This window comes from Arthrobacter sp. 10N418, assembly GCF_056394725.1.
In genome coordinates this window covers 176317-198912 of sequence record NZ_JBFTIK010000006.1, presented here as the reverse complement: position 1 = coordinate 198912, position 22596 = coordinate 176317, and the positions used below count along the sequence as shown (strand labels likewise).

Annotated in this window: 21 protein-coding genes and 1 pseudogene; 12 read left to right on the top strand and 10 right to left on the bottom strand. The window is 64.1% G+C overall.

Features of this window, described 5'->3' with window-relative positions:
• Positions 1-58 precede the first annotated feature (58 nt).
• The 6 genes and pseudogenes from AC1DCZ_RS07075 to AC1DCZ_RS07050 form a co-directional block, all read left to right on the top strand.
• Positions 59-304, top strand: a pseudogene (locus tag AC1DCZ_RS07075) (IS982 family transposase); the annotation flags it as partial.
• Between the two features lie 704 nt (positions 305-1008).
• Positions 1009-2445 (top strand): sugar transferase, encoded by a 1437-nt coding sequence (locus tag AC1DCZ_RS07070; protein ID WP_476973950.1) that lies wholly within the window; start codon positions 1009-1011, stop codon positions 2443-2445.
• Between the two features lie 48 nt (positions 2446-2493).
• A complete protein-coding gene (locus AC1DCZ_RS07065; RefSeq protein ID WP_476973949.1) occupies positions 2494-3807 on the top strand; it encodes a UDP-glucose dehydrogenase family protein in 1314 nt (437 codons plus the stop codon).
• 3 nt (positions 3808-3810) lie between these two features.
• Complete coding sequence (locus AC1DCZ_RS07060; RefSeq protein ID WP_476973948.1) at positions 3811-5697, top strand: DUF4012 domain-containing protein; 1887 nt, start codon at positions 3811-3813, stop codon at positions 5695-5697.
• A 172-nt stretch (positions 5698-5869) separates the two neighbouring features.
• Positions 5870-6475 carry an LPXTG cell wall anchor domain-containing protein gene (locus tag AC1DCZ_RS07055; RefSeq protein ID WP_476973947.1) on the top strand — a complete coding sequence of 202 codons (606 nt, stop codon included), beginning with the start codon at positions 5870-5872 and terminating at the stop codon, positions 6473-6475.
• Positions 6476-6678: 203 nt separating this feature from the next.
• Positions 6679-7035, top strand: a complete 357-nt coding sequence (locus AC1DCZ_RS07050) for a VanZ family protein (protein WP_476893822.1) — start codon at positions 6679-6681, stop codon at positions 7033-7035.
• Between the two features lie 22 nt (positions 7036-7057).
• On the opposite strand, the gene galU is transcribed toward AC1DCZ_RS07050, so the two are convergent.
• The 8 genes from galU to AC1DCZ_RS07010 form a co-directional block, all read right to left on the bottom strand.
• Entirely contained in the window at positions 7058-7948 is an 891-nt protein-coding gene (gene galU / locus AC1DCZ_RS07045) for a UTP--glucose-1-phosphate uridylyltransferase GalU (protein WP_476973946.1), read from the bottom strand.
• Positions 7949-8030: 82 nt separating this feature from the next.
• Positions 8031-8810 carry an enoyl-CoA hydratase/isomerase family protein gene (locus AC1DCZ_RS07040; protein ID WP_476973945.1) on the bottom strand — a complete coding sequence of 260 codons (780 nt, stop codon included), beginning with the start codon at positions 8808-8810 and terminating at the stop codon, positions 8031-8033.
• Between the two features lie 24 nt (positions 8811-8834).
• On the bottom strand, positions 8835-10061 hold the full coding sequence (gene paaE, locus AC1DCZ_RS07035) for a 1,2-phenylacetyl-CoA epoxidase subunit PaaE (protein ID WP_476973944.1): 1227 nt from the start codon (positions 10059-10061) through the stop codon (positions 8835-8837).
• Positions 10062-10076: 15 nt separating this feature from the next.
• The gene (gene paaD / locus AC1DCZ_RS07030; RefSeq protein ID WP_476893818.1) at positions 10077-10631 is read right to left on the bottom strand and encodes a 1,2-phenylacetyl-CoA epoxidase subunit PaaD; all 555 of its coding nucleotides are present in this window, start codon (positions 10629-10631) and stop codon (positions 10077-10079) included.
• A gap of 11 nt (positions 10632-10642) precedes the next feature.
• Entirely contained in the window at positions 10643-11572 is a 930-nt protein-coding gene (gene paaC / locus AC1DCZ_RS07025) for a 1,2-phenylacetyl-CoA epoxidase subunit PaaC (protein ID WP_476973943.1), read from the bottom strand.
• On the bottom strand, positions 11569-11931 hold the full coding sequence (paaB, locus tag AC1DCZ_RS07020) for a 1,2-phenylacetyl-CoA epoxidase subunit PaaB (RefSeq protein WP_476973942.1): 363 nt from the start codon (positions 11929-11931) through the stop codon (positions 11569-11571). The genes paaC and paaB overlap by 4 nt, the downstream gene beginning before the upstream one ends.
• Positions 11928-12968 (bottom strand): 1,2-phenylacetyl-CoA epoxidase subunit PaaA, encoded by a 1041-nt coding sequence (gene paaA / locus AC1DCZ_RS07015; RefSeq protein ID WP_476973941.1) that lies wholly within the window; start codon positions 12966-12968, stop codon positions 11928-11930. Before paaA ends, paaB begins: the two co-directional genes overlap by 4 nt.
• A gap of 230 nt (positions 12969-13198) precedes the next feature.
• Positions 13199-13834 (bottom strand): hypothetical protein, encoded by a 636-nt coding sequence (locus tag AC1DCZ_RS07010; protein ID WP_476973940.1) that lies wholly within the window; start codon positions 13832-13834, stop codon positions 13199-13201.
• A gap of 166 nt (positions 13835-14000) precedes the next feature.
• Between AC1DCZ_RS07010 and AC1DCZ_RS07005 the strand changes: the two genes are divergently transcribed.
• Positions 14001-15428: a dynamin family protein gene (locus AC1DCZ_RS07005; RefSeq protein ID WP_476973939.1), complete on the top strand. Its 1428-nt coding sequence runs from the start codon at positions 14001-14003 to the stop codon at positions 15426-15428.
• 11 nt (positions 15429-15439) lie between these two features.
• Here AC1DCZ_RS07005 and AC1DCZ_RS07000 read toward each other — a convergent pair whose 3' ends face one another.
• Positions 15440-15958, bottom strand: a complete 519-nt coding sequence (locus tag AC1DCZ_RS07000; protein WP_476893813.1) for an RNA polymerase sigma factor — start codon at positions 15956-15958, stop codon at positions 15440-15442.
• Positions 15959-16091: 133 nt separating this feature from the next.
• On the opposite strand from AC1DCZ_RS07000, the gene AC1DCZ_RS06995 reads away from it, so the two are divergent.
• From AC1DCZ_RS06995 to AC1DCZ_RS06980, 4 genes are all read left to right on the top strand, one after another.
• Complete coding sequence (locus AC1DCZ_RS06995; RefSeq protein WP_476973938.1) at positions 16092-16460, top strand: hypothetical protein; 369 nt, start codon at positions 16092-16094, stop codon at positions 16458-16460.
• Positions 16444-18258: a hypothetical protein gene (locus AC1DCZ_RS06990; protein ID WP_476973937.1), complete on the top strand. Its 1815-nt coding sequence runs from the start codon at positions 16444-16446 to the stop codon at positions 18256-18258. Before AC1DCZ_RS06995 ends, AC1DCZ_RS06990 begins: the two co-directional genes overlap by 17 nt.
• Positions 18259-18343: 85 nt before the next feature.
• Complete coding sequence (gene grpE / locus AC1DCZ_RS06985) at positions 18344-18637, top strand: nucleotide exchange factor GrpE (RefSeq protein WP_476893810.1); 294 nt, start codon at positions 18344-18346, stop codon at positions 18635-18637.
• Positions 18638-18688: 51 nt separating this feature from the next.
• Positions 18689-20494, top strand: coding sequence for an Hsp70 family protein (locus AC1DCZ_RS06980; protein WP_476973936.1), 1806 nt, complete (start codon positions 18689-18691; stop codon positions 20492-20494).
• A gap of 40 nt (positions 20495-20534) precedes the next feature.
• Here the strand turns inward: AC1DCZ_RS06980 and AC1DCZ_RS06975 are convergent, their stop codons facing one another.
• Complete coding sequence (locus tag AC1DCZ_RS06975) at positions 20535-21599, bottom strand: S1C family serine protease (RefSeq protein WP_476973935.1); 1065 nt, start codon at positions 21597-21599, stop codon at positions 20535-20537.
• A gap of 332 nt (positions 21600-21931) precedes the next feature.
• Between AC1DCZ_RS06975 and AC1DCZ_RS06970 the strand changes: the two genes are divergently transcribed.
• Positions 21932-22564, top strand: a complete 633-nt coding sequence (locus AC1DCZ_RS06970) for an arsenate reductase/protein-tyrosine-phosphatase family protein (protein ID WP_476973966.1) — start codon at positions 21932-21934, stop codon at positions 22562-22564.
• The last annotated feature ends 32 nt before the right edge of the window (positions 22565-22596 follow it).

Below are 22596 nucleotides of genomic sequence, written 5' to 3'. Positions count from 1 at the left end.
AACTATTCCTTCCCCCGCAGCAGGCCTGTTCCTCACCCTCCCTTGCTCTAGGAACCCTCTGATCCGCCCGGACCGCAAGGACGAAAGACCCCGCTTCGGCAGGCTCGGCGGCATCCGCCAATGGATCGAATCCGTCTTTGACAGCCGCAAGGGCCAGCTCGGCCTCGAAGAGCACGGCGGACGAACCCTCGAAGGTGTCCACGACCGAGTCGGCGCCGGACTACTCACCCTTGCCGCCGGCATCTGGCACAACTGGCGCATCAACGCACCCCGCAAACGCTCACTCATCGCCTACGAGCACTAAAACCAATAGGACTTAATCATCTAGGGCAGCAGCAGTGGCTGTCTTGGGGACGACTGCGGCGGCGATCCTGCTGCGGCAGCCAACCGGAACGCTCGCCGACATATGCGAGTCCCCGGGACACCGCTTTCGCCAAGGTCGAAGCCCACCATATTCACCCGCTACTGACGTCGCTCCCGCCGGTCGGCGTCGGGAGCGGAGCACGGTATGCCTCGCAAATCGGACAGAGAGGATCAGTGTCAAAGGCCTGATCGCATGTGTCGTGAGGATTCGCAGATCAGACACCGCGCCCTCCCTGGCGTGAGGCATTGATTGTGGCATGAACCAGGTTGTACCAGGTGATCCTTTGCCCGCGTCGGATTCGCTTGCGTCTCGACCACTCCACAGGCTGGTAAAGTCGCTCGCAATGGGGAACCCTTTTGTCATCGGTGGCGCCAGGTTCAAGGCTCGATCCTCGTCCTAAAGCTGCTCCAGAGCGCTGACGACATGGCCACGGCTTTGGAGGAGACCGCCCACGCAGTCATTCTTGAGAAAAAATCTTCCGGCCGAGCTGAATCGGTCCTAAATTCCCCTGCGCGTGACCACTTCTTTAAAGACACGATCGGCGCTTCTTCGCAGTGAACGTTGCGGTTGAAGCAGGTCTGAGCGGTAATCTGACCACGGGCTACACCCGTCGAATTGAAAAGTAACTACACGATGGGGATGCCATGGGGACGATGCCAGACTGGCGAGTACGAATTTCACGCAAACTGCGTGTTGTTGATGCGTTCGTGGTCGTTTGGGCTATCTCAGGCGCGTACATAATGAGGTTCGGTCTGGAACCTCATTATGCCGTTCAAGGGCAAGAGTTCACCTATGGGTGGCTTTCGGCAGTCCTGATACCCGTCTGGTGGTTCATGCTGGGTGCGTGGAACTCTCGGCAGAGCCGAATTCTAGGAGCTGGCGTTGATGAGTACAAGCGCGTGGCAGCCGCGTCGCTGTGGTTGTTCGGCCTCGTAGCCATCGTCTCTTATGTCCTTAGAGTAGATACGGCCCGAGGATTCGTGGGAATTGCGCTGCCTGCGGGCTTATTTGGGCTTGTCCTCGCCCGCTGGCTCCTGCGCCAGCACCTGAACGTAGCCAGGCAGGCCGGCGACAGCATGTCGCGCCTAATCTTGCTTGGAGGACCAAGTGCCGTCGCGCACCTGGCCAGTACGCTGGCGGTGGCAAAGCATGCAGGTTACCTTCCCATCGCCGCCTATATGCCGGGAGCATCCGAAAAGTCAGTGGCCGAGAATGTTTCAGCGCTCCCGGTCTTGGGAACCGACCCGGAGATAAACGCAATCCTTAGTGCCATCGATCTCTCCAACGCCGATGCCGTGGCGGTCTCCGCGGGCGTCCAGTTACACCCGCAGACGCTTAGGCATTTGGGCTGGGCACTGGCATCGAGGAATGTAGGTCTGATTATGGCTCCTGCGCTTACAGACATCGCGGGCCCTCGAATCCACACTCAACAAGTCGCCGGGCTTCCACTTATTCACGTCACGACTCCTACTTTGGAGGGCGGACAACGAGTGGCCAAGCGACTTTTTGACATGGTCTTTTCCATCCTCCTCCTCGTCGCTGCGGCCCCGCTTATGGCACTCGTGGCGATTATTGTCAAACTCGACAGTAGTGGACCGGTCCTTTTCCGACAGGAGCGTGTAGGTTTCGAAGGGGCCAGCTTCGGGATGCTCAAATTCCGCTCCATGGTCGTCGATGCACAAGATCGTCTGGCGGAACTCGGGGATCTCAACGAAGGCAGCGGAGTACTCTTCAAGATCAAAAACGACCCGCGAATCACCCGCGTCGGGAGGTTCCTAAGAAGATACAGCCTTGACGAGATCCCGCAGCTATTCAACATATTTTCCGGGGCCATGAGTCTCGTCGGTCCCCGGCCTCCTCTGCCGGGCGAGGTCAAAGCATACGAACAAGACGTCCGGCGACGGCTCATGGTCAAACCCGGACTTACAGGCCTTTGGCAGGTGAGCGGACGCTCCAACCTGTCCTGGCAGGACTCGGTCAGGCTCGATCTCTATTACGTGGAAAACTGGTCACTGACTGGCGACCTACTAATCATTCTCCGGACCGTCCGGGCCGTCTTTCGCAGCACCGGTGCCTACTAAACAAAAACTGTCAGCGTCCCAGAACTACCCGTTAAGGAAGTAATAACGATGCGGTTATCAGTTATCGGTTGCGGATATCTGGGCGTCGTCCACGCGGCGTGCATGGCAAAGCTTGGCCACGAAGTCGTCGGCATCGACGTCGATGAGCGGAAAATTGCCGCGCTGTCGGGGGCCGAGGCACCGTTCTACGAGCCCGGACTGGCCGACCTGCTGCGCGACGTCCACGCAACCGGCCGGCTGGCGTTCACTACGGACATGGCCGCCGCCGCGGGAAGGGACGTCCACTTCATCTGTGTGGGCACCCCGCAGCTAAAAGGCGGAAACGCCGCCGACATGAGATACGTTGACGCCGCGGCTCTGTCCCTCGCGCCCTTCCTCCGCCCGGGGAACGTCGTCGTCGGGAAGTCCACTGTGCCCGTGGGCACTGCCGCCCGGCTCGCGGGATTGTTCCATGACATGGAACCGGACGCGCATCTCCTGTGGAACCCCGAGTTCCTGCGCGAAGGGCACGCAGTCTCCGACACCCTGCAGCCTGACCGCTTCGTGTACGGCGTCGAAGGAGGGTCCGAGGACCATCCGGCTGTGGCAGCCCTGGACGAGGTCTACGCCGTGCCGCTGGCCGCCGGCACGCCCCGGCTGGTGACGGACCCGGCAACCGCCGAACTGGTCAAGGCAGCCGCGAATTCGTTTCTCGCCACCAAGATCTCATTTATCAACGCCATGGCTGACGTCTGCGAAGCGGCCGGCGCGGACGTCATACAACTGGCGGATGCCATCGGCCTGGATGACCGCATCGGCCGGAAATTCCTCAACGCAGGAATCGGGTTTGGCGGAGGATGCCTGCCCAAGGACATTCGGGCGTTCATGGCCCGTGCCGGCGAGCTGGGCGCGGACCAAGCACTGACCTTCCTGCATCACGTGGACGCGATCAACGTGCGGCGCCGGACGCTCGTCGTGGAACTGACCCGCGAACTGTGCGGCGGAACGCTGCTCGACAAGCGCGTCGCTGTGCTGGGTGCCGCGTTCAAACCCGAAAGCGACGACGTTCGCGATTCCCCCGCGCTCAGCATCGCAGCCCAGCTCCACAGGCAGGGCGCAATCGTGACCGTCACCGACCCCAAGGCGCTACCAAACGCCGCCAGGAGATTCCCGGAGTTGCATTATGAATTCGATACCGAGGAGGCGATACAGCAAGCAGATGCTTTGCTGCTCCTCACCGAATGGTCGCAGTACCGCGACCTCGACCCCTACGAGCTTGCCGGGACGGTGGGCTCTCCCCGGATCCTCGACGGGCGCAACGTCCTTGACGCCGCAAAATGGCGCGCAGCCGGATGGACCTACCGCGGACTTGGACGTCCCTAGGCCATGACAGACACCCAGAAGATCCCGGAAACCGCCGACTCGGGCCGCACACCACGGGACCGCAAGCGCACCACCCCCCGCCGTATCCGCCGCCGCCGTCTCATCGTCGGCCTGGCCTCGCTCGCCGCCATCCTGATCCTGGCCGTTGCGGCCGCGGCGTGGCTCGGATCCAGGGCGAGCATTATCAAGAACGAACTTGAAGCCTCGAACCAGCTCATCCCCGTGCTCAAGGAGAACATCGCTGGCAACAAGCAGCGCGAGGCCAGCGCCACCGTCGATAAGCTGCGTTCCCACACAGCCGCGGCCCGCGCGGCTGCAGGGGATCCGCTGTGGACCCTGGCCTCGGCCGCCCCCGGGCTCGGTGCGAACTTCAGCGCCGTCGCCGAAGTTGCGCGTTCAGCCGACGACGTCTCCACGCTGGGTGTTGCCCCGCTGGTAAGAGTCTTTGAATCCCTCAACTGGGACAGCCTGCTGCCAAGCAGCGGAGGAACTGACCTGGGGCCCATCCGCAACGCCTCGCCCAGTGTTTCAGCCGCGGCCCATGCCGTCCGGGCCTCTGCCGAACGGCTGGGCAACATCGACGCGGGCAGTTTGTGGCCTCAGGTAGCTGAACCTCTGACGCGCGCGCGGGAGCAGCTGCAGAGCGTGACCGGAGCCCTGGATGCCTCGGCGAGCCTCGCAAATATCGCGCCCGCCATGTTGGGAGCCGACGGCCAACGGAACTACCTGCTCATGATTCAGAACAACGCTGAATCCCGGGCCACCGGCGGCATTCCCGGAGCACTGGCCGTGCTCACGCTGGACAAGGGCAAGCTGACCTTGGGCGCACAAAGCAGTGCAGGCGAAGTCGGGACCATGTCCCCGCCATTGCCGGTCGATCCGGAACAGCAGCAGATCTACTCCGCACGCCTGGGCATGTACATGCAGGACGTCAACCTGACCCCGGACTTCCCCACGGCGGCCAGCACGGCGCAGGCCATGTGGGAAAAGAAGACCGGGCAGCACGTGGACGGGGTGATTTCGTTGGATCCCGTGGCGCTGGGTTATGTCCTCGACGCGACCGGGCCGGTAAAGATCACCAGCCCAGAATTGCTTGCGTTGACCAAGACCGGACTGCCGGCCGAATTGACTGGCAAGAATGTTGTGCCGACGCTGCTTTCTGACGTTTACGCCAAGATCGCACGGCCCCAACTTCAGGACGTGTACTTCGCCGGGGTGGCGAAGGAAATCTTCGCCGCGCTTTCAAACGGAAAAGGTGAAGCCAAGGGCCTCATCGAAGGCCTCTCACGCGGAACGGCAGAAGGCCGCGTGCTCGTGTGGTCCGGCACGGGCGACGAAGAGTCGGCTATTGCGAAATATCCTGTGAGCGGGTCCATCGCGGGCCCCAGCGTCTCGCCGGCACAGTTCGGCGTCTACTTCAATGATGGCACCGGCGCAAAAATGGACTACTACGTCAAGAACACTGTGCAGCTCATCCAAGAGTGCACGGGCGACGAATACGGCCAGGTCAAAGTCGGCATCACCAGCACCAATACGGCCCCCGCGGATGCCGCGACGTCACTTCCCGCGTATGTCACTGCTGGCGGAGCCTTTGGTGTTCCGGCGGGAACAGTCCAGACGAACGTCATTGCCTACGGCCCCGTGCAAGCCAACGTGATGACGGCCATGATCGATGGCAAGAAGGTGAGCTTTGCGGCTAACCAACATGCCAACAGGCCGGTGGGATCTGTCACACTCACCCTGGCGCCGGGCCAAAGCAGCACAGTGGAGCTGACATTCGGGAAGATTGTCCAGCACACGGAACCTAACGTGGTTGTCACGCCCACAGTCCAAGACGTTAAAGACGTGGTCTTGGCCCTCAAACCGGCCGACTGCGGCCCTTCGAAATAGCCGCAATGTTAACAATAGGTAAAGGCGACTCCACTCACTTTGGTAACACCCGTTAAGGGTGCTATCGTCTGCTTGGGCTTACCAAATGAGATTTCAGCCTTGAGGCCACTCGGGGGGACTCGGAAATCTCCACATCACGTGAAAATTCGAATTTACGGTCTCAGGGGGACACTTGAAGAAGTCACTTGCAGTAATAGCACTTGCAGGATCCATCGCACTCGCCGGCGCAGTACCGGCAATGGCACAAACTCCTTACCCGGCCGCTCCGTCGCAGGGCACGGTTTCTGACGGAACCGTTGCACCCGGCGCGACCTTCACGTTCTCCGGCACGGGCTTCCTGGCCGGTGAAACTATCAGCATCACGGTCACGCTGACCCGCGCTCCGCAGGCAATCGGTGGCGGCTTCTCCGGTGGTGGTGCCAGCATGGCCGCTCCGGTCAAGATCAACCTGCCGATGGCACCGCAGACGTTCAGCACCACGGCCGACGCCAACGGAAACTTCGCGTTTCCGATGAACATCAGCGACGCCGGAACGTACTCGCTGACCGCAACCGGCCAGACCTCGGGCCACACCGCGACCGCAAGCATTACCGTGGCCGGTGCCGCAGTCGGCACGGGCACGGGTCTGGCCAACACCGGCGGCGGCACTGCCCTCGCCAACACCGGTGCGGACGCCAGCCTGGTTCTCTGGTCCCTCGTGGGCGCAGGCGCACTGGCTGCCGGCGTTACGTCGGTAGTTGTGGTTCGCCGCCGCGCCAAGGCTGAAGTCGCTGCGTAAGCGCTGAAGCAACAAGCGCCAAAGAAGGTGGGTGGTTCTCCGGGAAACCGGAGAACCACCCATTTTTTGCATTTCCCGACAACAACACACGAATATCTTGGCAAGAGGCCCACGTGACGCTTTTGGACAAACCCAGGTTTTGGCGTGGAGTCCTGGCCGGGTCCTTCGCCTTCCTGGCGCTCATTGGTTTCTGGCCCACTCCGGTGGATCAGCCCATCCAAGGCGGACTTGCAGAAATATTGGCCTTCCTCCACGCCCTCGGCATCCCAGGCTGGATTGATTACCCGTTCGTCGAAAAGTCCGCGAATGTCGCGCTCTTCATCCCCTTCGGCATCGCAGCCTCATTGGCATTCCCGAAAAAACAGTGGTGGCAGAACGCCGCACTCGGAACAGCTGTCTCCGGCTGCATGGAGCTGGGGCAGCTGCTGTTTCTTCACAACCGTTTTTCGACCCTCGTTGATGTTGTCACTAACTCAACGGGAGCTGTCATAGGAGCCGTGGCGGTGGCGGCAGCATTCCGTCTCCGCCAACGAAAACAGGCCCAGCACCCTCAGCGCTGAGCCTGCCCGAAAAAGTGACCTGCTAGTCGAGGAAATCCTTCATCCAGATCCTGAGCTCCTCGCCGAACTCAGCCCGTTCGGAGGCGAGCGTTATGACGGCCTTCAGGTAGCTGAGTTTGTCCCCGGTGTCATAGCGGCGGCCCTTGAAGACAACCCCGAAGACCCCGGGCCCATCGCCATCAGCGACCGCCAGAGTCTGGAGCGCGTCCGTCAGCTGGATTTCGCCGCCGCGGCCGGGCTCCGTCCGCTCCAGGACGTCAAAGACTGCGGGGTGGAGCACGTACCGGCCGATCACCGCCAGGTTCGACGGGGCCTCCGCTACGGACGGCTTCTCCACCAGACGGTTGACCCGGACGTAGTTCTCGCCCGCCACGGCCGTGATGTCTGCACAGCCATAAGCACTTATCTGGCAGGGATCCACCTCGATCAAGGCGACCACCGAGCCGCCGGTCCGCGCCTGGACATCCATCATGAGGGTGAGCAACTCGTCCCGCTCGTCGATCAGGTCGTCGCCCAGCAACACGGCGAAGGGCTCGTCGCCCACATGCTGGCGCGCGCACAAGACCGCATGTCCCAGGCCTTTCGCCTCGCCCTGCCGCACGTAGTGGAGGGGCCCGAGTCCGGAGGCCTCCTGCACGGCGTTCAGGCGGGCCGTATCGCCCTTCAACTCCAGCGTGCGCTCCAGGGTCGGTTCACGGTCGAAATGGTCCTCCAGGGAACGCTTGTTGCGTCCTGTGATCATGAGGAGATCAGTGAGGCCGGCATTGACCGCTTCCTGCACCACGTACTGGATGGCGGGCTGATCGACGACCGGCAGCATTTCCTTGGGCATCGCCTTTGTGGCGGGCAGGAAGCGCGTGCCCAATCCGGCGGCAGGAATGACGGCTTTTCGTATAGAGTTCCCCAGAGTCATAACCGAACCTTACAAGTGGGCATTCAAAATGAGAATGCCCAGACCGAAAGACAAGTATCCGGACCGGCCCCCGCGGACTTTCCTAGCCCTTGAAGACCGGACTGCGCTTTTCCTGGAACGCGCGGAAACCCTCGGCATAGTCCTCGCTCTTGCACAGCCGCGCCTGCTCGGCGTTCTCTTCCTCCATGGCTTCCCAGAGGCCCAGCCGCTGGTCCCGGATATGGGCCACGAGTTCCTTGCTGGCGCTGAACGCGCCCGTGGCGCCGGTCGCCACGGTGGCGACGATGGCCCGAGTGGCATCCAGCAGTTCAGCCGACGGCATGGCCCTGCTGAACATTCCCTGCGCCACGGCCTCCGCGCCGCTCATGAGCTCGGCCGTGTAGATCAGGTCCAGGGTCCGGTGCATGCCGAGGCGCTCGGTGAAGTACCAGTGACCGCCGGAATCGAGGGTGGCGCCGAGCTTGGCGAAGGGCGAGCCGAACTTCGCGTTCTCCGCGACGTACACCACGTCCGTGGCGAGCAGCAGTCCTAAGCCCACTCCGAGGCAGGCGCCCTGGGCCGCCGCGAAGGTCGGTGCGGGGAAGGCGCTCATCTTCTTCAGCAGGGGCTGGACGAGTCCGCCGAGGTAGGCCTGCGCGTCGTCGCTTTCCGGCGTAACCCCCGCGATGTCGCGGCCCGCGCAGAAGGCGCGCCCCTCGCCGCGGAGCAGCAGCGCCCGCACCTCCCCGCGTGCGGCGGCGGCAGCGGCGTCGTCGTACGCCTGTGCCAAATCCGCCAGCGCCTGCTCGTCGAGCGAATTCAGTTTGTGGGGCGCATTGAGGACGACCTCGGCGATGCCGCCGGCGATGGAGAGGGAAATCATGGAGCTCCTTGGATGGGAAAAGGCCTAGACGTCGAAGTCGACGGTGACTTCCGGGGTGGTGGGGTGCGACTGGCAGGTCAGGACATAGCCCTTGTCCAGTTCATCCTGCTCCAGCGCATAGTTCTCGTCCATCGTGACCGCACCGGTGACCACCTTGGCGCGGCACGTGCCGCAGACGCCGCCGGCGCACGCGAAGGGAACGTCCGGGCGGACCCGCAAGGCCGCGTTGAGGATGGATTCGCGGGCATGGGTGGGGCTGGCAACCTCGCCCTGCAGCCCGTCCAGCTTGAACGTGATCTTGTACGTGTCCTTGGACTCGTCGGCAATGACAGGGCGGCCGATATTGCCCTCGGGCCGGTCGGGCTTGCCGGAGGTGAACAGCTCAAAGCGGATGTGCTCGGGCTTCACGCCGCGGGCGGCAAGGGTGTCGCGGCACAGCTGCACGAGCTCGAAGGGCCCGCACAGGAACCACTCGTCGATGTCGTCTGCGTGGATGGCCGTGCCAAGGAGCGCCTGGAGCTTCTCGGCGTCGATCCGGCCGCTCAGCAGGGGCGCGATGCGCTGTTCGCGGGACAGTACGTGGTGCAGCGCCAGCCGGGCCGGGTACTTGTCCTTGAGGTCGGCCAGTTCTTCAAGGAACATGACGTCCATCGCCGCCTTGTTGGCGTAGATCAGGTCAAAGCGCGTGTCCGGGTGCGCCGCCAGCAGTGTCCTGGCGATGGCGATGACGGGGGTGATGCCGGAACCGGCGGCGATGGCGACGAACGATCCCGGCTCCCCGGCGAGGTCCTTCGGATCATTCATCGAGGTCATCACGTTTTGTTCGATCGCCTTGCCGTCGCGGCCGTGCTTGGAGACGAACGCGCCCATGGGGCTCATGACGTCCAGGGCGTCCCCGGCCTTGAGTTCGGCGTTGGCCCAGGTGGAGAACAGCCCGCCGAGGTCCTTCTTGATGGCGACTCTGATTTCGCTGCTGCCGTCCGCAAAGCTCCGGGGTTCGGCGCAGATGGAGTAGCTGCGGCGGATCTCGTGCGGCTCGCCGTCTTCATCCGGCAGCGTGGTCCGCAGGGCAACGTACTGGCCCGGGAGGTAGTCGAACTGTCCTGCGAGTGCGGCCGGTACCCCGAACGTGACCTCGATGGCGTCGTCGGTGAGCCGGCGGACTTCGTCCACGGTCAGCGAGTGGAAGGACGCGCGACGGCGACCGGTGGCTGCGGCCGACTCGGCGGCGGTCTGGCGGACAACAGTCATGGGGGCACCTGTTCCTTACAAAACTTTGAAGTAGTCGAACGGTTCCTTGCAGTCCTGGCACACGTAGAGGGCCTTGCAGGAGGTGGAACCGAAGCGGGTGAGTTCCTTGGTGTTCAGCGAGGAACACTGCGGGCATTTGACGGCCAGGGACAGGCGGACCGGCCCGGAATGCCGCATGGCGGCCGAGTGGCCGGACGGCGGCGCGATGCCGTACTCCTCCAGCTTGGCCTTGCCGGAGTCGCTCATCCAGTCGGTCGTCCACGCCGGGGAGAGTACGAGCTCCACATTGACGCTCGGGTAGCCTTCCCGCCGGAAGGCCGCCGTGAGGTCATCCCGGATCGCGTCCATCGCCGGGCAGCCGGAGTACGTGGGCGTGATGGTGACCTGCACGGCGGGGACCATGCCGCCGTCGTCGTACAGCCGGACGCTGCGCAGGATGCCCAGGTCCTCAATAGTGAGGACCGGGATCTCGGGATCACAGACGGTTGCGGCGATGGCCCGTGCCTTCTCCTCGGCAGTGGGGTGATCCGCCAAAGTGCCGGTGCCGGCCGTCGGGTGGCTGACGTACATGTCCATGTTCCTTACCAGCTCGCTCCGGGGTACTCGCGGGCGAGCACCTGCATTTCCGCAAGGATGTAGCCGAGGTGCTCCGAGTGCAGGCCGCGGCGGCCGCCCCCGGGGGCCGGCCGCACCTGCGGGACCTCAAGTTCCGCTTCGGCGAGGACCTCGCCGGTCAGGCGGTCAAAGTCCGCCCGCAGGCTGGAAGGCTCGACGCCGGCACCGGAGGCGCTGAGGCGGCCGGTGAGCTCGTCATCGCGGAAGAGCTCGTCCACGTACGGCCAGATGGTCATGAACGCGTGAATCATGCGCTGGCGGGACTCGTCCGTGCCGAGGGCAAGGCGCAGGACCCACTGCGCACTGTGGTCGCGGTGGTAGTCCACTTCCTTGACGGCCTTGGCGGCGATCCCGGCCAGGGTGGCGTCCGTGGACTGGGCCAGCCGGCGGTAGAGCTCGAACTGGTAGTAGCTCACGACGAACTGCCGAGCGATCGTGTGTGCGAAGTCGCCGTTGGGCTGTTCGAAGATCTGGACCGAGCGGAACTCCGGCTCGCGGCGGAAGTAGGCGAGATCGTCCTCGCTCCGGCCGTCCAGTCCGCCGGCGTAGCTGAGGAAGGACCGGGCGTGGCCCAACTGGTCCAGCGCGATGTTGCCCAGCGCGATGTCTTCTTCAAGCTCGGGTGCGCGGGAGATCCAGTGGCCGAGGCGCTGGGCGAGGATCAGGGCGTCGTCGCCCAGGCGCAGGGCGAGCTCGGCGACGTCCCCGCTCGGCTTGGCGGTGCCGCGGCTGACGGCCAGGGCGATGTCTTCCGGGCGCAGCGCGTTGCCCGGCGTGATGCGGGTGGCGCTGGCCGTGGCCTCGCCGCCGCTGGCTCCCTTGACGCCGACGGAGATGTCCCCGTGGCCGCCGTCGTGCGCGTCGTTTGTCTGGGTGGCTGCTTCGGGGGTGCTCACAGGTGCTTCACGCCCTCGCTCTTGGTGTAGTACGTCGCGTGGCGGTAGTCCTTGCCCTGGGGTGACTCAAAGAACGCGCCCTTCGAGTCCGGATCACTCGAGGCGATCGCGTCTGCCGGGACAACCCAGATGGACACGCCCTCGTTGCGGCGGGTGTAGAGGTCGCGGGCGTTGCGCAGGGCCATCGCCGCGTCAGGGGCGTGGAGGGATCCGGCGTGGACGTGCGACAGGCCGCGGCTGGAGCGGACGAAGACTTCCCAGATCGGCCAGACGTTGTCTGCGTGGGGTTCGGGAGTTGGGGCCCCGGCGACCGGGGTCCCCGGCCGAGCTTGCGAGGTTGGGGAGTCGTTGGGGATCATGCGGATACCTTCTCTGCTTGCTTCTTTGCCTGCTTGTCCGCGTAGGCCGCTGCGGCTTCGCGCACCCAGGCGCCGGTCTGGTGTGCTTCGCGGCGCCGTTCCAGGCGCTGGGCGTTGCAGGGTCCACGGCCGGCGAGGACTTCGTGGAATTCATCCCAGTCCAGCGGGCCGTGTTCCCATTTCTTCGTTTCCTCGTTGAAGCGGATGTCCTTGTCCGGCAGCGTCAGCCCGAGGACCCTGACCTGCTCCACCATCATGCCGACGAAGCGGTTCCGGAGTTCGTCGTTGCTGAAACGCTTGATGTTCCAGGCCATCGACTGCTTGGAGTTGGGTGAATCATCATCCGGCGGGCCGAACATCATCAGCGCCGGGGCGTACCAGCGGTTCACGGCCTCCTGGGCCATCTGCTTCTGCTCAGGCGTGCCGTGGGAAAGTTCCAGCAGGATCTCGAAGCCTTGGCGCTGGTGGAAGGATTCTTCCTTGCACACACGGACCATGGCCCGCCCGTAGGGACCGAAGGAGGCACGGCACAGCGGCACCTGGTTGGCGATCGCGGCGCCGTCGACCATCCAGCCGATCGCGCCCATGTCCGCCCACGTCCGGGCCGGGTAGTTGAAGATGGAGGAGTACTTGGCCTTGCCGTCGATCAGGTCCTGCATCATCTGGTCCCGCGGCTGGCCGAGGGTTTCGGCGGCGGAGTAGAGATAGAGGCCGTGGCCGGCCTCGTCCTGGACCTTGGCCATGAGGATGGCCTTGCGCTTCAGGCTCGGGGCGCGGGAGATCCAGTTGGCCTCCGGCTGCATGCCGATGATCTCCGAGTGCGCGTGCTGCGAGATCTGGCGCAGCAGGGTCTTGCGGTAGGCCGCGGGCATCCAGTCGCGCGGCTCGATCCGCGAATCCTCCGCCATGACCTTGTCGAAGTAGGCCTGGCCCTCGGCGTCCCGCCGGGCCACGTCCTCGAGGCTCTGTTCATGCCGGGTTTCGTGCCGGGCCGGAGATGGCTCGGCGGGCACTGACTGCAGGGTCTGCGATGCCATGGTTGCTCCTATGCGTTTCCGATAAATAATTACCGACCGTTCGTTCAGGATATGCGGAAGGCGGGAGATGCGTCAAGCACCGGGTCATGCCGGCCTCACTGCTTGGCAGCGGCGTTCAGATGGCGGCGTCGGAAGCCGCCCCGCGCACAAGGCGCACACGAAGGGAGGGATGCGCACCTTGTGCGCACCCCTCCCTTCGGCCGGGCAGCGCCCGGGCCATAATGCCGGCTCTATGGCAGGCGCTTCACGAGTTCGAAGTTGTCCGGCAGCGCCCAGAGCGTGCCGATGTCGCTTTGGGCTTTCACGAGGTCAGAGAACTTGGTAAAACCCGCAGGGTCGTTCTTCACGGCAGGGCTATTGAGCAACTGGTCCCAAGGCCCTCCGGTCGTGGAACCTCCCACCACCGCAGTAGGCCCATCCAGCATGAACATGACGTCACCGGACTCCGGCGTCGTGTAGTAGTCCAGCTGTCCGTCCTGGTTTTCGTCCGTGAAGGTTACGTCCGCGATGCCGTCACCGTTCCGGTCAATCAGCACGGTTTCGCCAACTCCGTTTTGGTCGTGGTCGAGGACCGTGGCGTCGAAGACGCCGTCGCCGTTCGAATCAACGCTGAGGCTGTCGACGACTCCGTCCTGGTTACCGTCCTGGACCATGGTTTCCGTGTACCCGTCCCCGTTGCCGTCGAGGCGGTACGTGTCGAAAACGCCGTCGTAGTTTGAGTCGTCGGCGAAACCGTCAATCCGGCCGTCGTAATTCGAGTCGACGGCAACCGAGTCGATCCGGCCGTCGCCATTGAGGTCTGCCGTGCCGACGTCGCCCTGACCGTCGCCGTTGTTGTCGGTCCAGGAGTAGTTTTCCAGTGACATGATGATCTCCTTCGGAAGCGGAAGTGGGTCTTCCTTATTTGCTGATGATGATTAGAGGTCCTGGCCCCCCGGAAAGTTCCCTGAAAAAGACTTGAATTTTCCGGGAACATTCCCGGCCGCTGGCGCATCAAACTGACAAGGAGATTCGTCCGGAAGGAGGTTTGCAATGGATGCTTTTAACGCCAATACGGATCTGCGCACCAGTGCAGAGCAGTTGTTGGACGACGTCGAATCAATGCTCGGGCTGTCCGGGGCGCCGGTGCTTGACGACCTCCGAAGCGCCCTGCGAAGGCCGGCCGTCATCGCTGTGGCGGGCCGGGTGAACACGGGCAAGTCGACGCTGGTAAACAGCCTGGTCGGCGCCAAACTGGCGCCCACCTCGGCCCAGGAAACTACCGCCCTGCTTTGCTGCTATGTGTACGGCGCACCGGCCCGCGCGGAAGCCGTGCTGGACTCAGGGCAATTGACGCCGATTCCGCTCGGCGACTCCGGGCCCGTGATCGGGACCATCCGGCCCGAGACCATCCATTACCTGCGGGTCTACGTGCAGGCTGCGGCCCTGCGGCCCGTCACGATCGTGGATACCCCCGGGCTGGGCTCCGCGGTGACGGACAACTCCGCAAGGACCGAGTCCCGGATCCTCGGGGGCCGGGATCCCCAGGGGGGCCCGGACGCGCTGCTGTACCTCATCCGGGATTCTTTCCGCCCGGACGATGTGGAGTTCATTGCCCGCTTCAGGGACCGGCACGCCAGCCGGCCGGGCCACGGACCAGCGCCTGTCATTGGCCTCGTGGCGCATGCCGATAACTATGGCGGAGGTCCGTGGCACAGCCCAGAGCCGGTGGACGAGGCAACGAGGGCAGCGGCTGCACTCGCCGGCAGGATGCCGGCGCTCACCGCCGTCCTTCCAGTCTCCGGTCTGCTCGCCGAAACTGTAAGGACCGGGGTCTTACGGGAGCAGGATGTGCGGAACCTTCGCCTGCTTCAGGGCTCGGACGATCCCCACCTCCAGTTTGCCGAACATCTTGGCCCTCCCCCCGGCATGCCCATGGAGGATTTTCGGCGGCTCACCGGGCTGATCGGAGCGTACGGGATCAGGTACGGGAGGGGACACTGCGGTTCTGCCGGCCAACTCACCGAGTGGCTGCACGAACGGTCGGGGCTGGCCCAGCTGGAGCGGACCCTGCAGACCGCAGTGACAGGCCCGGCCGGGATTGCCCGGGTGGAAGAACTGCTCACCGGCCTCCTCGCCGCGGCGCGCTCCCAGTCCTGGCGGCCTGAAGCGCGGCGACTGATCGAATCGGCAAGGCATGCACCGGCGTTTCACCGCCTGCAGGAAGAAGCCGCGCTGGACCTGCTGAGGGCCGCTGCGCCGGGGCACGAATTCGTAGCGGTTCTGCAGCACCTGACACAGCCAGATGCCGACCTGGAGGCAGTCCTGCCGACGGCGCGCGAAGGCAGCGGCTACCTGGGGCTGGCCGCGCACTACCAATCGATGGTCGGCACAGCGTCAACCGGTGCAGAGGCGCGGGCTGCCAGGGTAATAGCGCGTTCCCTGCTCATCCGCTCCGGAACTGCCGGGACCCGGCCATGACCGGCCCGGCATCAGCGGGGACCCGTGGCAACCGCTGCCTCGAAAGCCTGGCGCGCCCGGCTGATCCTGCTCTTTACCGTAGGGACACCCACGCCCTGGTATTCTCCGATCTGCGCATAGGTGTAATCGCACAGCTCCCGGAGCACGAGGGCCACGCGGAGGTCCACCGGCATGGTCTTCAGCGTCTGCTGGACAAGGTCAGCCTCCGCGAGCTTTTCCGCGAAGTCACGTTCCGGGGCGAAAGCATCGTTGACCTCGATCTCCGTGCTCCGTCTCGACCGGACGATGCCCAACGCCGCATTGGCCGCAATCCGGTACACCCAGGTCCCGAAACCGGATTCACGGCGAAACCGCGCCATGCCGCGCCAGGCAGCCAGCAGGGTGTCCTGAAGGGCATCTTCGGCGTCGTAAGTGTTCCCGGTAATCCGCAGGCACACAGACCAGATCATGGTCCGGTACTGAGTTGCCAAAGCCTCAAAAGATTTCGCATCTCCCCGGATGGCGGCATCCAAGAGTTGCTTCTGGGCCACGGTCGCGTCCATAGGTCCCCCGCTTGGATTCAGGTCGCCGTGCCCCCCGCACTAGCCGATATAGGGGCCACTCTAGACCTGACCGAAATGTTCGACTACCCCTACCCGATGGAAATCTGAAATGAGCGCTGAGATGCCTGAAATATCATTCAAGGACATGCTGCTGGTCCCCGAGGGACCGCCGGAATCCGTCTGGGAACGCGCCCTGGACGCTGCGTTTGCCCATCCTGACCAGGACGTCGTCCCGGATGACGCTTTCGCGGAATCCGCCGGGCCGGGCATGGTGCTGGATCCGGCCGTGGACTTTCTGCCAGACGACGACCACGCCGTCGACTCCCACCCGACGACGCACGATGACAGTTCTGCGGGCACCGCCTGGGACGACGGGAACGGAGGCCCGGACGGCGGCCACGATGCCGGGGACGGAATCCCCGACAGCGGCCACGGACTTACGGACAGTGGCGACGGATTTACGGGTACCGGTGATGACGCCGGATACTGAACCGCAGCAGCTGTCTGCCTTGAACTCGGCCAGGGCGGTGCTCAGTACGTCCACGCGGGTGCTGCGATCCGCGGGACGCGCGGATGCCGCGGACCGGATCATCCGGCAAGCCACCGGTACCAGCAGCACCCCCGTCGTCGTATTTCTCGGGGAAAGCGGGAGAGGCAAATCCTCCTTGGTCAACCTGCTGGTCCCAGAGCTGGACGATACCGGCGGCGAAGAAGGTGGACTGGCGCTCTACCGGGTGATCAATCCGGCCACGGAAGGCGGCAACGGTGCCGGCACCGTCTGGGTCTATCCGGATGGCTCCCGTTCAGCGGACCGTGCGGCGGACCACCCCATTGGCGTTGAACTGGAAACGCACAACGGGTTGCTGGGTGAAGTGATTCTGCTCGACGCCCCCAGCGCGGGAGGGCTGACAGCGCCCCAATCGCTCTTGAACCTGAAGATTCTTGAGGCGGCATCCGTGGCGGTCTTTGTCACGGACGCCGGTGCGCTGCTCTCGAGTGCAGAGATTGCTTATCTGGAGCAATGCTCCGCCCAAGTGGAATCAGTTGGGGTGGTCGTCACCAAAACGGATCTCTACCCGGGCTCCTGGCAGGACGTCGTGGCGGGAAATGCGGCACTGCTCAGGGCCCGCATTCCACGGCTGGCCGACTCGTTCGTCCTCGGCGTTTCGCCCGTCATCGCCAAGGCAGCCAACTCCGCGCCGGACCCCAGCGTGCGCGAGGGCCTCTTGATCGCCTCAGGACTCTCGCGTCTGGTCCAGGCCCTGAAGCGGGAGCTCGCCCGCGCCGGCGCTGCCCCAACAGCCAATGCCCTCCGGCTTGCGCGCACCCTCCTCGACGTAGACCGGCAGGCTCTGCTGACCCAATTGGCCATAACCGAGGCCCCCGCCGAAGCGCGGGCGGGCATCATGGCCCAAAGGCAGCGGCTGTCCGAGCTGAAAGAACAACAGCAGCGCTGGACTTTGGATCTGGAGCGGGACCTCGGGGACCTGCGTGCCGGCGTGATGCGCACTGTAGTTGCAAAGCTTGACGACTGGGCTGCCCAGTGGCGAAGCCGCGTCCAGTCGATGCCAAGTTTTCGGATGGGGAAGTTGACGCAGCAACTTACGAACGACATCTTCGCCGATCTCCTGGTGCTCCGCGCTGACGTCATCGATGATGCCGAGGAACAGCTCGGCGAGCTGTTGCATGTGTTGTTCCAGGAAATTCCGTTTCCGGCGGTGCTGCACGACCTCCTGGCGTCGGATGAGCGCCCGGCAGCCAGTCCCCATATGGGCAGCGAAAAGCACCACGGCGGATTCGACCCCGCAGTTGCCATGTCCCTGGTCATGGGATCCAGCATGGGAAGGTCGGTCGCCGCCCTGCTTCCCGCCTTGGGCATGGGCGGCGTTCTGTTTGGCATCCCGATTGCCGCCGTGGGCATCCCGCTTACGGTAGCGGGGGCAGGCGGATGGTATGCCGTCAACCGGTACTACCGCCCGAACATGCAGGAAAAAACGCGCCTCCTGACGGAAATTCCGCGAGTGGCACAGAGTGAGCGTGCCGTCATCTCGGACTACTTGGATTCACGGCTCCGTCATCTGAAACCGGAAATCGTCGTGACATACCGCGCGAAACTGCAGGATTCCCTGGCGCATCTGCAGCAACTTATCCAAGAGTGCCAGGCCCAGGAGCAACTTTCTGCCCAAGCGTCCATGCAGCGGATCGACGCGCTGAAACACGACGTGGCCATGATCGACAAACTACTGACCGACATTGACGCCAGCCTGGCAAACCTCCGCCGGCCCTGACGGAATTCTTCGCCTACAACCCGGCCCCAGCAGCCGCCATCGAACCTAGGAGAAACTCACGAACGCAACCCCAGACGCCGCCGATGTGCAACACTACAAAATCCTGCTGCAGGCTCTCGTGGGAACCTACGACCTGTCCTCCAGCGACGTGGTGAGGGCCCACGTCCAAAAGTCCCTTCGGGCTGTTGGCATCACGCCCATCACCCCCGATCCGGGCGATCCTTTCGACGTCGGGCTGCATAACGGGGTCGCCGGGGTCGCGGCACCGTCGCCAAGCCTGGTCTTCCGGATTGCCCGGGTCCTCAGGCCAGGTTGGCGCTCGGACGACGGAGTGCTGCGCCCGGCCGAGGTTGAGGTGTACAAGGATGAGACCAGATGAAACATCAAGGGACCAGAAACTCCAGCCACAACGAAGGAAGGCGGATCTGCTATGGAGAGACTCCCCTGGCGCCTGGCCATCGACTTTGGCACATCAAACTCGGCTGCCGCCGTCGCGCAAGACAATGGCGGCGTGCATGCCCTGCGGTTGGGAGCCCGCTCTGACGCCATCCCTTCCTGCGTGGCTGCCTATAACGGCGAAATCCTCACTGGAGAAGCAGCCCTCCGAATCTCGGGTATCTATCCGGCTGCCTTCGAACCAACGCCTAAGCGGCGCCTGGGCGAGGAAGCAGTGGTCTTGGGGGGCGACATCTGCGATCCCGTGGACCTTGTCGCGGCGGTGTTGGAGTTCATTGTTGGCCAGGCCACCCGGTTCGTGGGCGGCGGCCCGCCGGTCCAGGTGGTTCTGACCCATCCGGAAGCTTGGGACGAATACCTGAAGGGACGCCTGGCAGCGGCCGCCCTCAAAGCGGGCATACCCGAGGAGAGCATCCTCCTGATGCCCGAACCCGTGGCGGCCGGCTGGCATTACGCAGATACTTCCGACGTCGGCCCGGGAGCATACGTCACCGTGCTGGATTTCGGGGGCGGCACCTGTGACGCTGCCGTGCTAGAACTTGCACAGACGCCGGACGGGCCCGGCTTCCACGTCGTCGCATCAGGCGGAATCGACCCCCTGGGCGGCCACGACTTCGATGCCCAACTGGAGCGCTGGGTCTACTCGCAGCTGGCCGCTGAAGGCAAGAACGAACTGCTGAAAGGCCTGGCATCGGAGCATTCCGGCGCAGACCGAGCCGTGCTTCGCGACCAGATCCGAGAGGCCAAACATGCCCTGAGCTTTCACGGTTCAGCCCCCATCGGCGTACGTTCGGGGGAGCACGAGTGGGTCTGTACGGTCACGCGCGCCGAGTTTGAGCAGCTGATTGAACAGGAGCTAGCCAGGGCGACGGACCTCGTTCAACGCGTCATCCAGGAGGCGCTGCCATCGGCGGAACTACTGCACAGGGTCTACCTCACAGGCGGATCCAGCCACATTCCGGCCCTCCAAGCCAAGCTCAGTGAGATCTTGCCAATGAAGCTCGGGTTGATGGGCGATCCGAAGCAAGTCACCAGCATCGGCGCGCTGGAGGCGCCCAGATCCCGAGGCCGCGCCACCGGCACCGAACAGGTCGATGTGCCCGCGCTGAAGGCTAAGGCACCCGCCCGCGGGCCGGCCGGAAAGCAAGCCGCCAGCCGAGGGAGCCGTTCCAGGATTCCCCAGAAAGTGCTCATTGGAGGCGGAGTGGCCGCCTCGGTGGCAATCCTTGTTGCAGCGTTCGCGCTGGGTTCCGGAGGGACACCGCTGCCGTCCCCGCCGGCATCCAGGGGAACCACCGGGACCGCGGCAAGGGAGTGCGCGGGCAAGGAACGGCCGGACTTGCGGGCTGGTGAGTGTAGCCTGCTCACCAGCGTCGCCCGGATGGGCCGGGTGTCCCCGGATAGCTGTGTCGCCAAAAAGGACCTGGCCGGAGCCAGCTACGGTCTCGTCTGTGACCCGAACGCCAACAGCAACTTCAGCTCGTCCGAACGTCCGGCGGTGAACGTCTACGGTTACCCGTCCGCCCAATCACTGGCTACGGCGTTCGACGAGGCCATCAAACGCTTCAACGCCACACCGCGGTCCGCGACGAAACCTCCCGGATGGGAGACGTGGCACTTGACGGATGACAAGACGCAGACGGTCAAGGGACGCGTCCTCAGTGGTTCCGAGGCGGATATGAACTACCTGATCTGGACTGACGATGAATCACTCATGATGGTATCGGCAGAGTCCAAGGACGCGAATGTCCCGAAGCTTTACGACTGGTGGCACAAGTAGACCCTTGGCCGGGACGGCCCTCCGCCACGACGCTGGCATTTCAGTGCTTCCCAGGCACAGCGAACTCCACATGGAACTGCTGTCCGAAATGAGCCGGGTCCGAGAGGAGATTGAGTCCATCAACCTCTGCGGCTGAACCGGGGAGGATGGACTCAGCGATGGCGCACATCTCTTGGAGGCTAGCGACGGAGGTGTTCTGCAATCTCGTCAGCAGCATGCCCGTCTTGATCCCGGCCTTGCTGGCTCCCGAGCCGGGATCAACAGCCTTGACGTAGAGACCTCCCTTGACTCCCTCCTGCGCCAGCTGGGCGTCAAGGGCAGGACCCCGGGTGCTGTCCAGGCCCGCGAAGTATCCGGGGTAATACTCCTCGACCGCCCATCCCATGTTGTTCGGGGAATCACCCTTCAGCAGCTTGTCGACGATCTCCCGCTTGGCCGAATCGCTCGATATGGAGTAGTACTGGCCCTGCGCGGGTTGATCCCGCGAGCCGAAGTTGATCAAGGTGTTTATCCCGACGAGACGGCCATGGTGATCCAGCAAGGGGCCACCGGAGTTTCCGGGGTTAACGGTTGCCCCGTGCTGGATGGTTTCTGCGTATTCAGGCAACCCGGCCGGCCTCGCCGGCACCTTTGTCGCGTTTACCAGACCCGAGGTGATCACCAGTTTCTGCTCCGCAGGATTCTGGGTAAGAGTGGCCGGGTAGCCGAGCACGGCAACTGAATCGCCCGGCATGACCTCGGACGAGTTGCCGAAGATGAGAGCCTCAGCCTGCGGCGGCAATTCGGACGAGAAGTGAACGACTGCAAGATCCGTGCACGGGTCTGAAGCGATCACATGGAGGGCCGCCTTTTCCCCGGTGTTAAAGCGACCCGAGATGGCCGAGAGACCTGCTACCACGTGCGCGTTGGTGACACCCATCGAGCCTTCTTTGTCCACGAGAAAGCCGGTGCCAGATCCGATGAAGTCATCGGGCCGGCGTCCCTCGATCGAGAACACCGACTTTTCGCCGATCGCGTACAACTGTTGTGGGGTTAAGTCGGCCGGATTCTGCGCGCCTGACGGCAGGGGGTCAGCCGTAGCGACTCCGCCATCCATGTGATGCATGTCCGCAGGCGGCCCAGCAGAGGCGCCGGCTGAGGACGGGGATGAGGGTGGTTGACCCGGCGTGCCAGGTGGCTGACACCCTGTGACTAGCAGCGCTATGACCCCAAACACCGCAATGTGCCGCGGGAGCGCCTGGCCGGACGTGTATGGTTCCATGATTTCCTCCTGGAGACCGCTACTGGGCGATGACTCATTATCATGTATTCGGAATGGAAGGCAATAGGGTGCGGGGGTCGCGAGCGACGCCCGCACTGACTGCCGAAGGTGCCCAGCTTGATGTCTCGCTGATCGAGGAAATCACGATCGCAGCGGCGGGGATAGACTCGGACCCTATGTGGCAGCCACGAATCCCCGAGCCGGAAGCCAAGAGCGATGCAGCGTCATTGCCCATCCGGATCCTCACCGTCTGTACCGGAAACATTTGCCGCTCCCCCGTCGCAGAGCGCCTGCTCCAGGCCGGTCTGGACCAGGTGCAACCGGGCGCCTTCCGCGTGCGGAGCGCCGGGACAAGGGCCATGGTGGGAGAACCGGTCCAGCCGCTCTCGGCTGACATGATCCGGACCTACGGCGGAACGCCCGACGGCTTTGCGGCCAGGCAGCTGACCCCGGCTATCCTGCGCGACACCGATCTGGTGCTGACGATGGCCGCCAAGCACCGCGGCGAAGTGTTGCAGATGGACGCTTCCCTGCTGAAACGGACGCTGACGATCCGTGAGTTTGCCCGGATGCTGGAAATCCTGGAGCAGCGCGACGGTACAGCGTCCGCCCCGGCCGATCTGCCTGCCGTGTGGCGCGGGCTTCCGGCCCGTGCGGCCTCCGTCCGGCATCTGGCGCTAGCCGCGGACGCCTCGGACAACGACGTCGTTGACCCCTACCGCCGCGGCCAGGAAATCTACTGGCAGATGGAGGACGAGCTCGCGCCGGCCATCCGCACCATCCTGCGGTTCGCCCGGCTCCACAGCTGACGCGGCTCCACAGCTGACCCGGCTCCACAGCT

Excerpts from the sequence above, each read along its gene's own strand:
- AC1DCZ_RS07070 (WP_476973950.1), top strand. The coding sequence starts at position 1,009 with ATGGGGACGATGCCAGACTGGCGAGTACGAATTTCACGCAAACTGCGT.
- AC1DCZ_RS07065 (WP_476973949.1), top strand. The coding sequence starts at position 2,494 with ATGCGGTTATCAGTTATCGGTTGCGGATATCTGGGCGTCGTCCACGCG.
- AC1DCZ_RS07060 (WP_476973948.1), top strand. The coding sequence starts at position 3,811 with ATGACAGACACCCAGAAGATCCCGGAAACCGCCGACTCGGGCCGCACA.
- galU (WP_476973946.1), bottom strand. The coding sequence starts at position 7,948 with ATGACTCTGGGGAACTCTATACGAAAAGCCGTCATTCCTGCCGCCGGA.
- AC1DCZ_RS07040 (WP_476973945.1), bottom strand. The coding sequence starts at position 8,810 with ATGATTTCCCTCTCCATCGCCGGCGGCATCGCCGAGGTCGTCCTCAAT.
- paaE (WP_476973944.1), bottom strand. The coding sequence starts at position 10,061 with ATGACTGTTGTCCGCCAGACCGCCGCCGAGTCGGCCGCAGCCACCGGT.
- paaD (WP_476893818.1), bottom strand. The coding sequence starts at position 10,631 with ATGTACGTCAGCCACCCGACGGCCGGCACCGGCACTTTGGCGGATCAC.
- paaB (WP_476973942.1), bottom strand. The coding sequence starts at position 11,931 with ATGATCCCCAACGACTCCCCAACCTCGCAAGCTCGGCCGGGGACCCCG.
- paaA (WP_476973941.1), bottom strand. The coding sequence starts at position 12,968 with ATGGCATCGCAGACCCTGCAGTCAGTGCCCGCCGAGCCATCTCCGGCC.
- AC1DCZ_RS07010 (WP_476973940.1), bottom strand. The coding sequence starts at position 13,834 with ATGTCACTGGAAAACTACTCCTGGACCGACAACAACGGCGACGGTCAG.
- AC1DCZ_RS07005 (WP_476973939.1), top strand. The coding sequence starts at position 14,001 with ATGGATGCTTTTAACGCCAATACGGATCTGCGCACCAGTGCAGAGCAG.
- AC1DCZ_RS06995 (WP_476973938.1), top strand. The coding sequence starts at position 16,092 with ATGCCTGAAATATCATTCAAGGACATGCTGCTGGTCCCCGAGGGACCG.
- AC1DCZ_RS06990 (WP_476973937.1), top strand. The coding sequence starts at position 16,444 with ATGACGCCGGATACTGAACCGCAGCAGCTGTCTGCCTTGAACTCGGCC.
- AC1DCZ_RS06980 (WP_476973936.1), top strand. The coding sequence starts at position 18,689 with ATGGAGAGACTCCCCTGGCGCCTGGCCATCGACTTTGGCACATCAAAC.
- AC1DCZ_RS06975 (WP_476973935.1), bottom strand. The coding sequence starts at position 21,599 with ATGCATCACATGGATGGCGGAGTCGCTACGGCTGACCCCCTGCCGTCA.
- AC1DCZ_RS06970 (WP_476973966.1), top strand. The coding sequence starts at position 21,932 with ATGTGGCAGCCACGAATCCCCGAGCCGGAAGCCAAGAGCGATGCAGCG.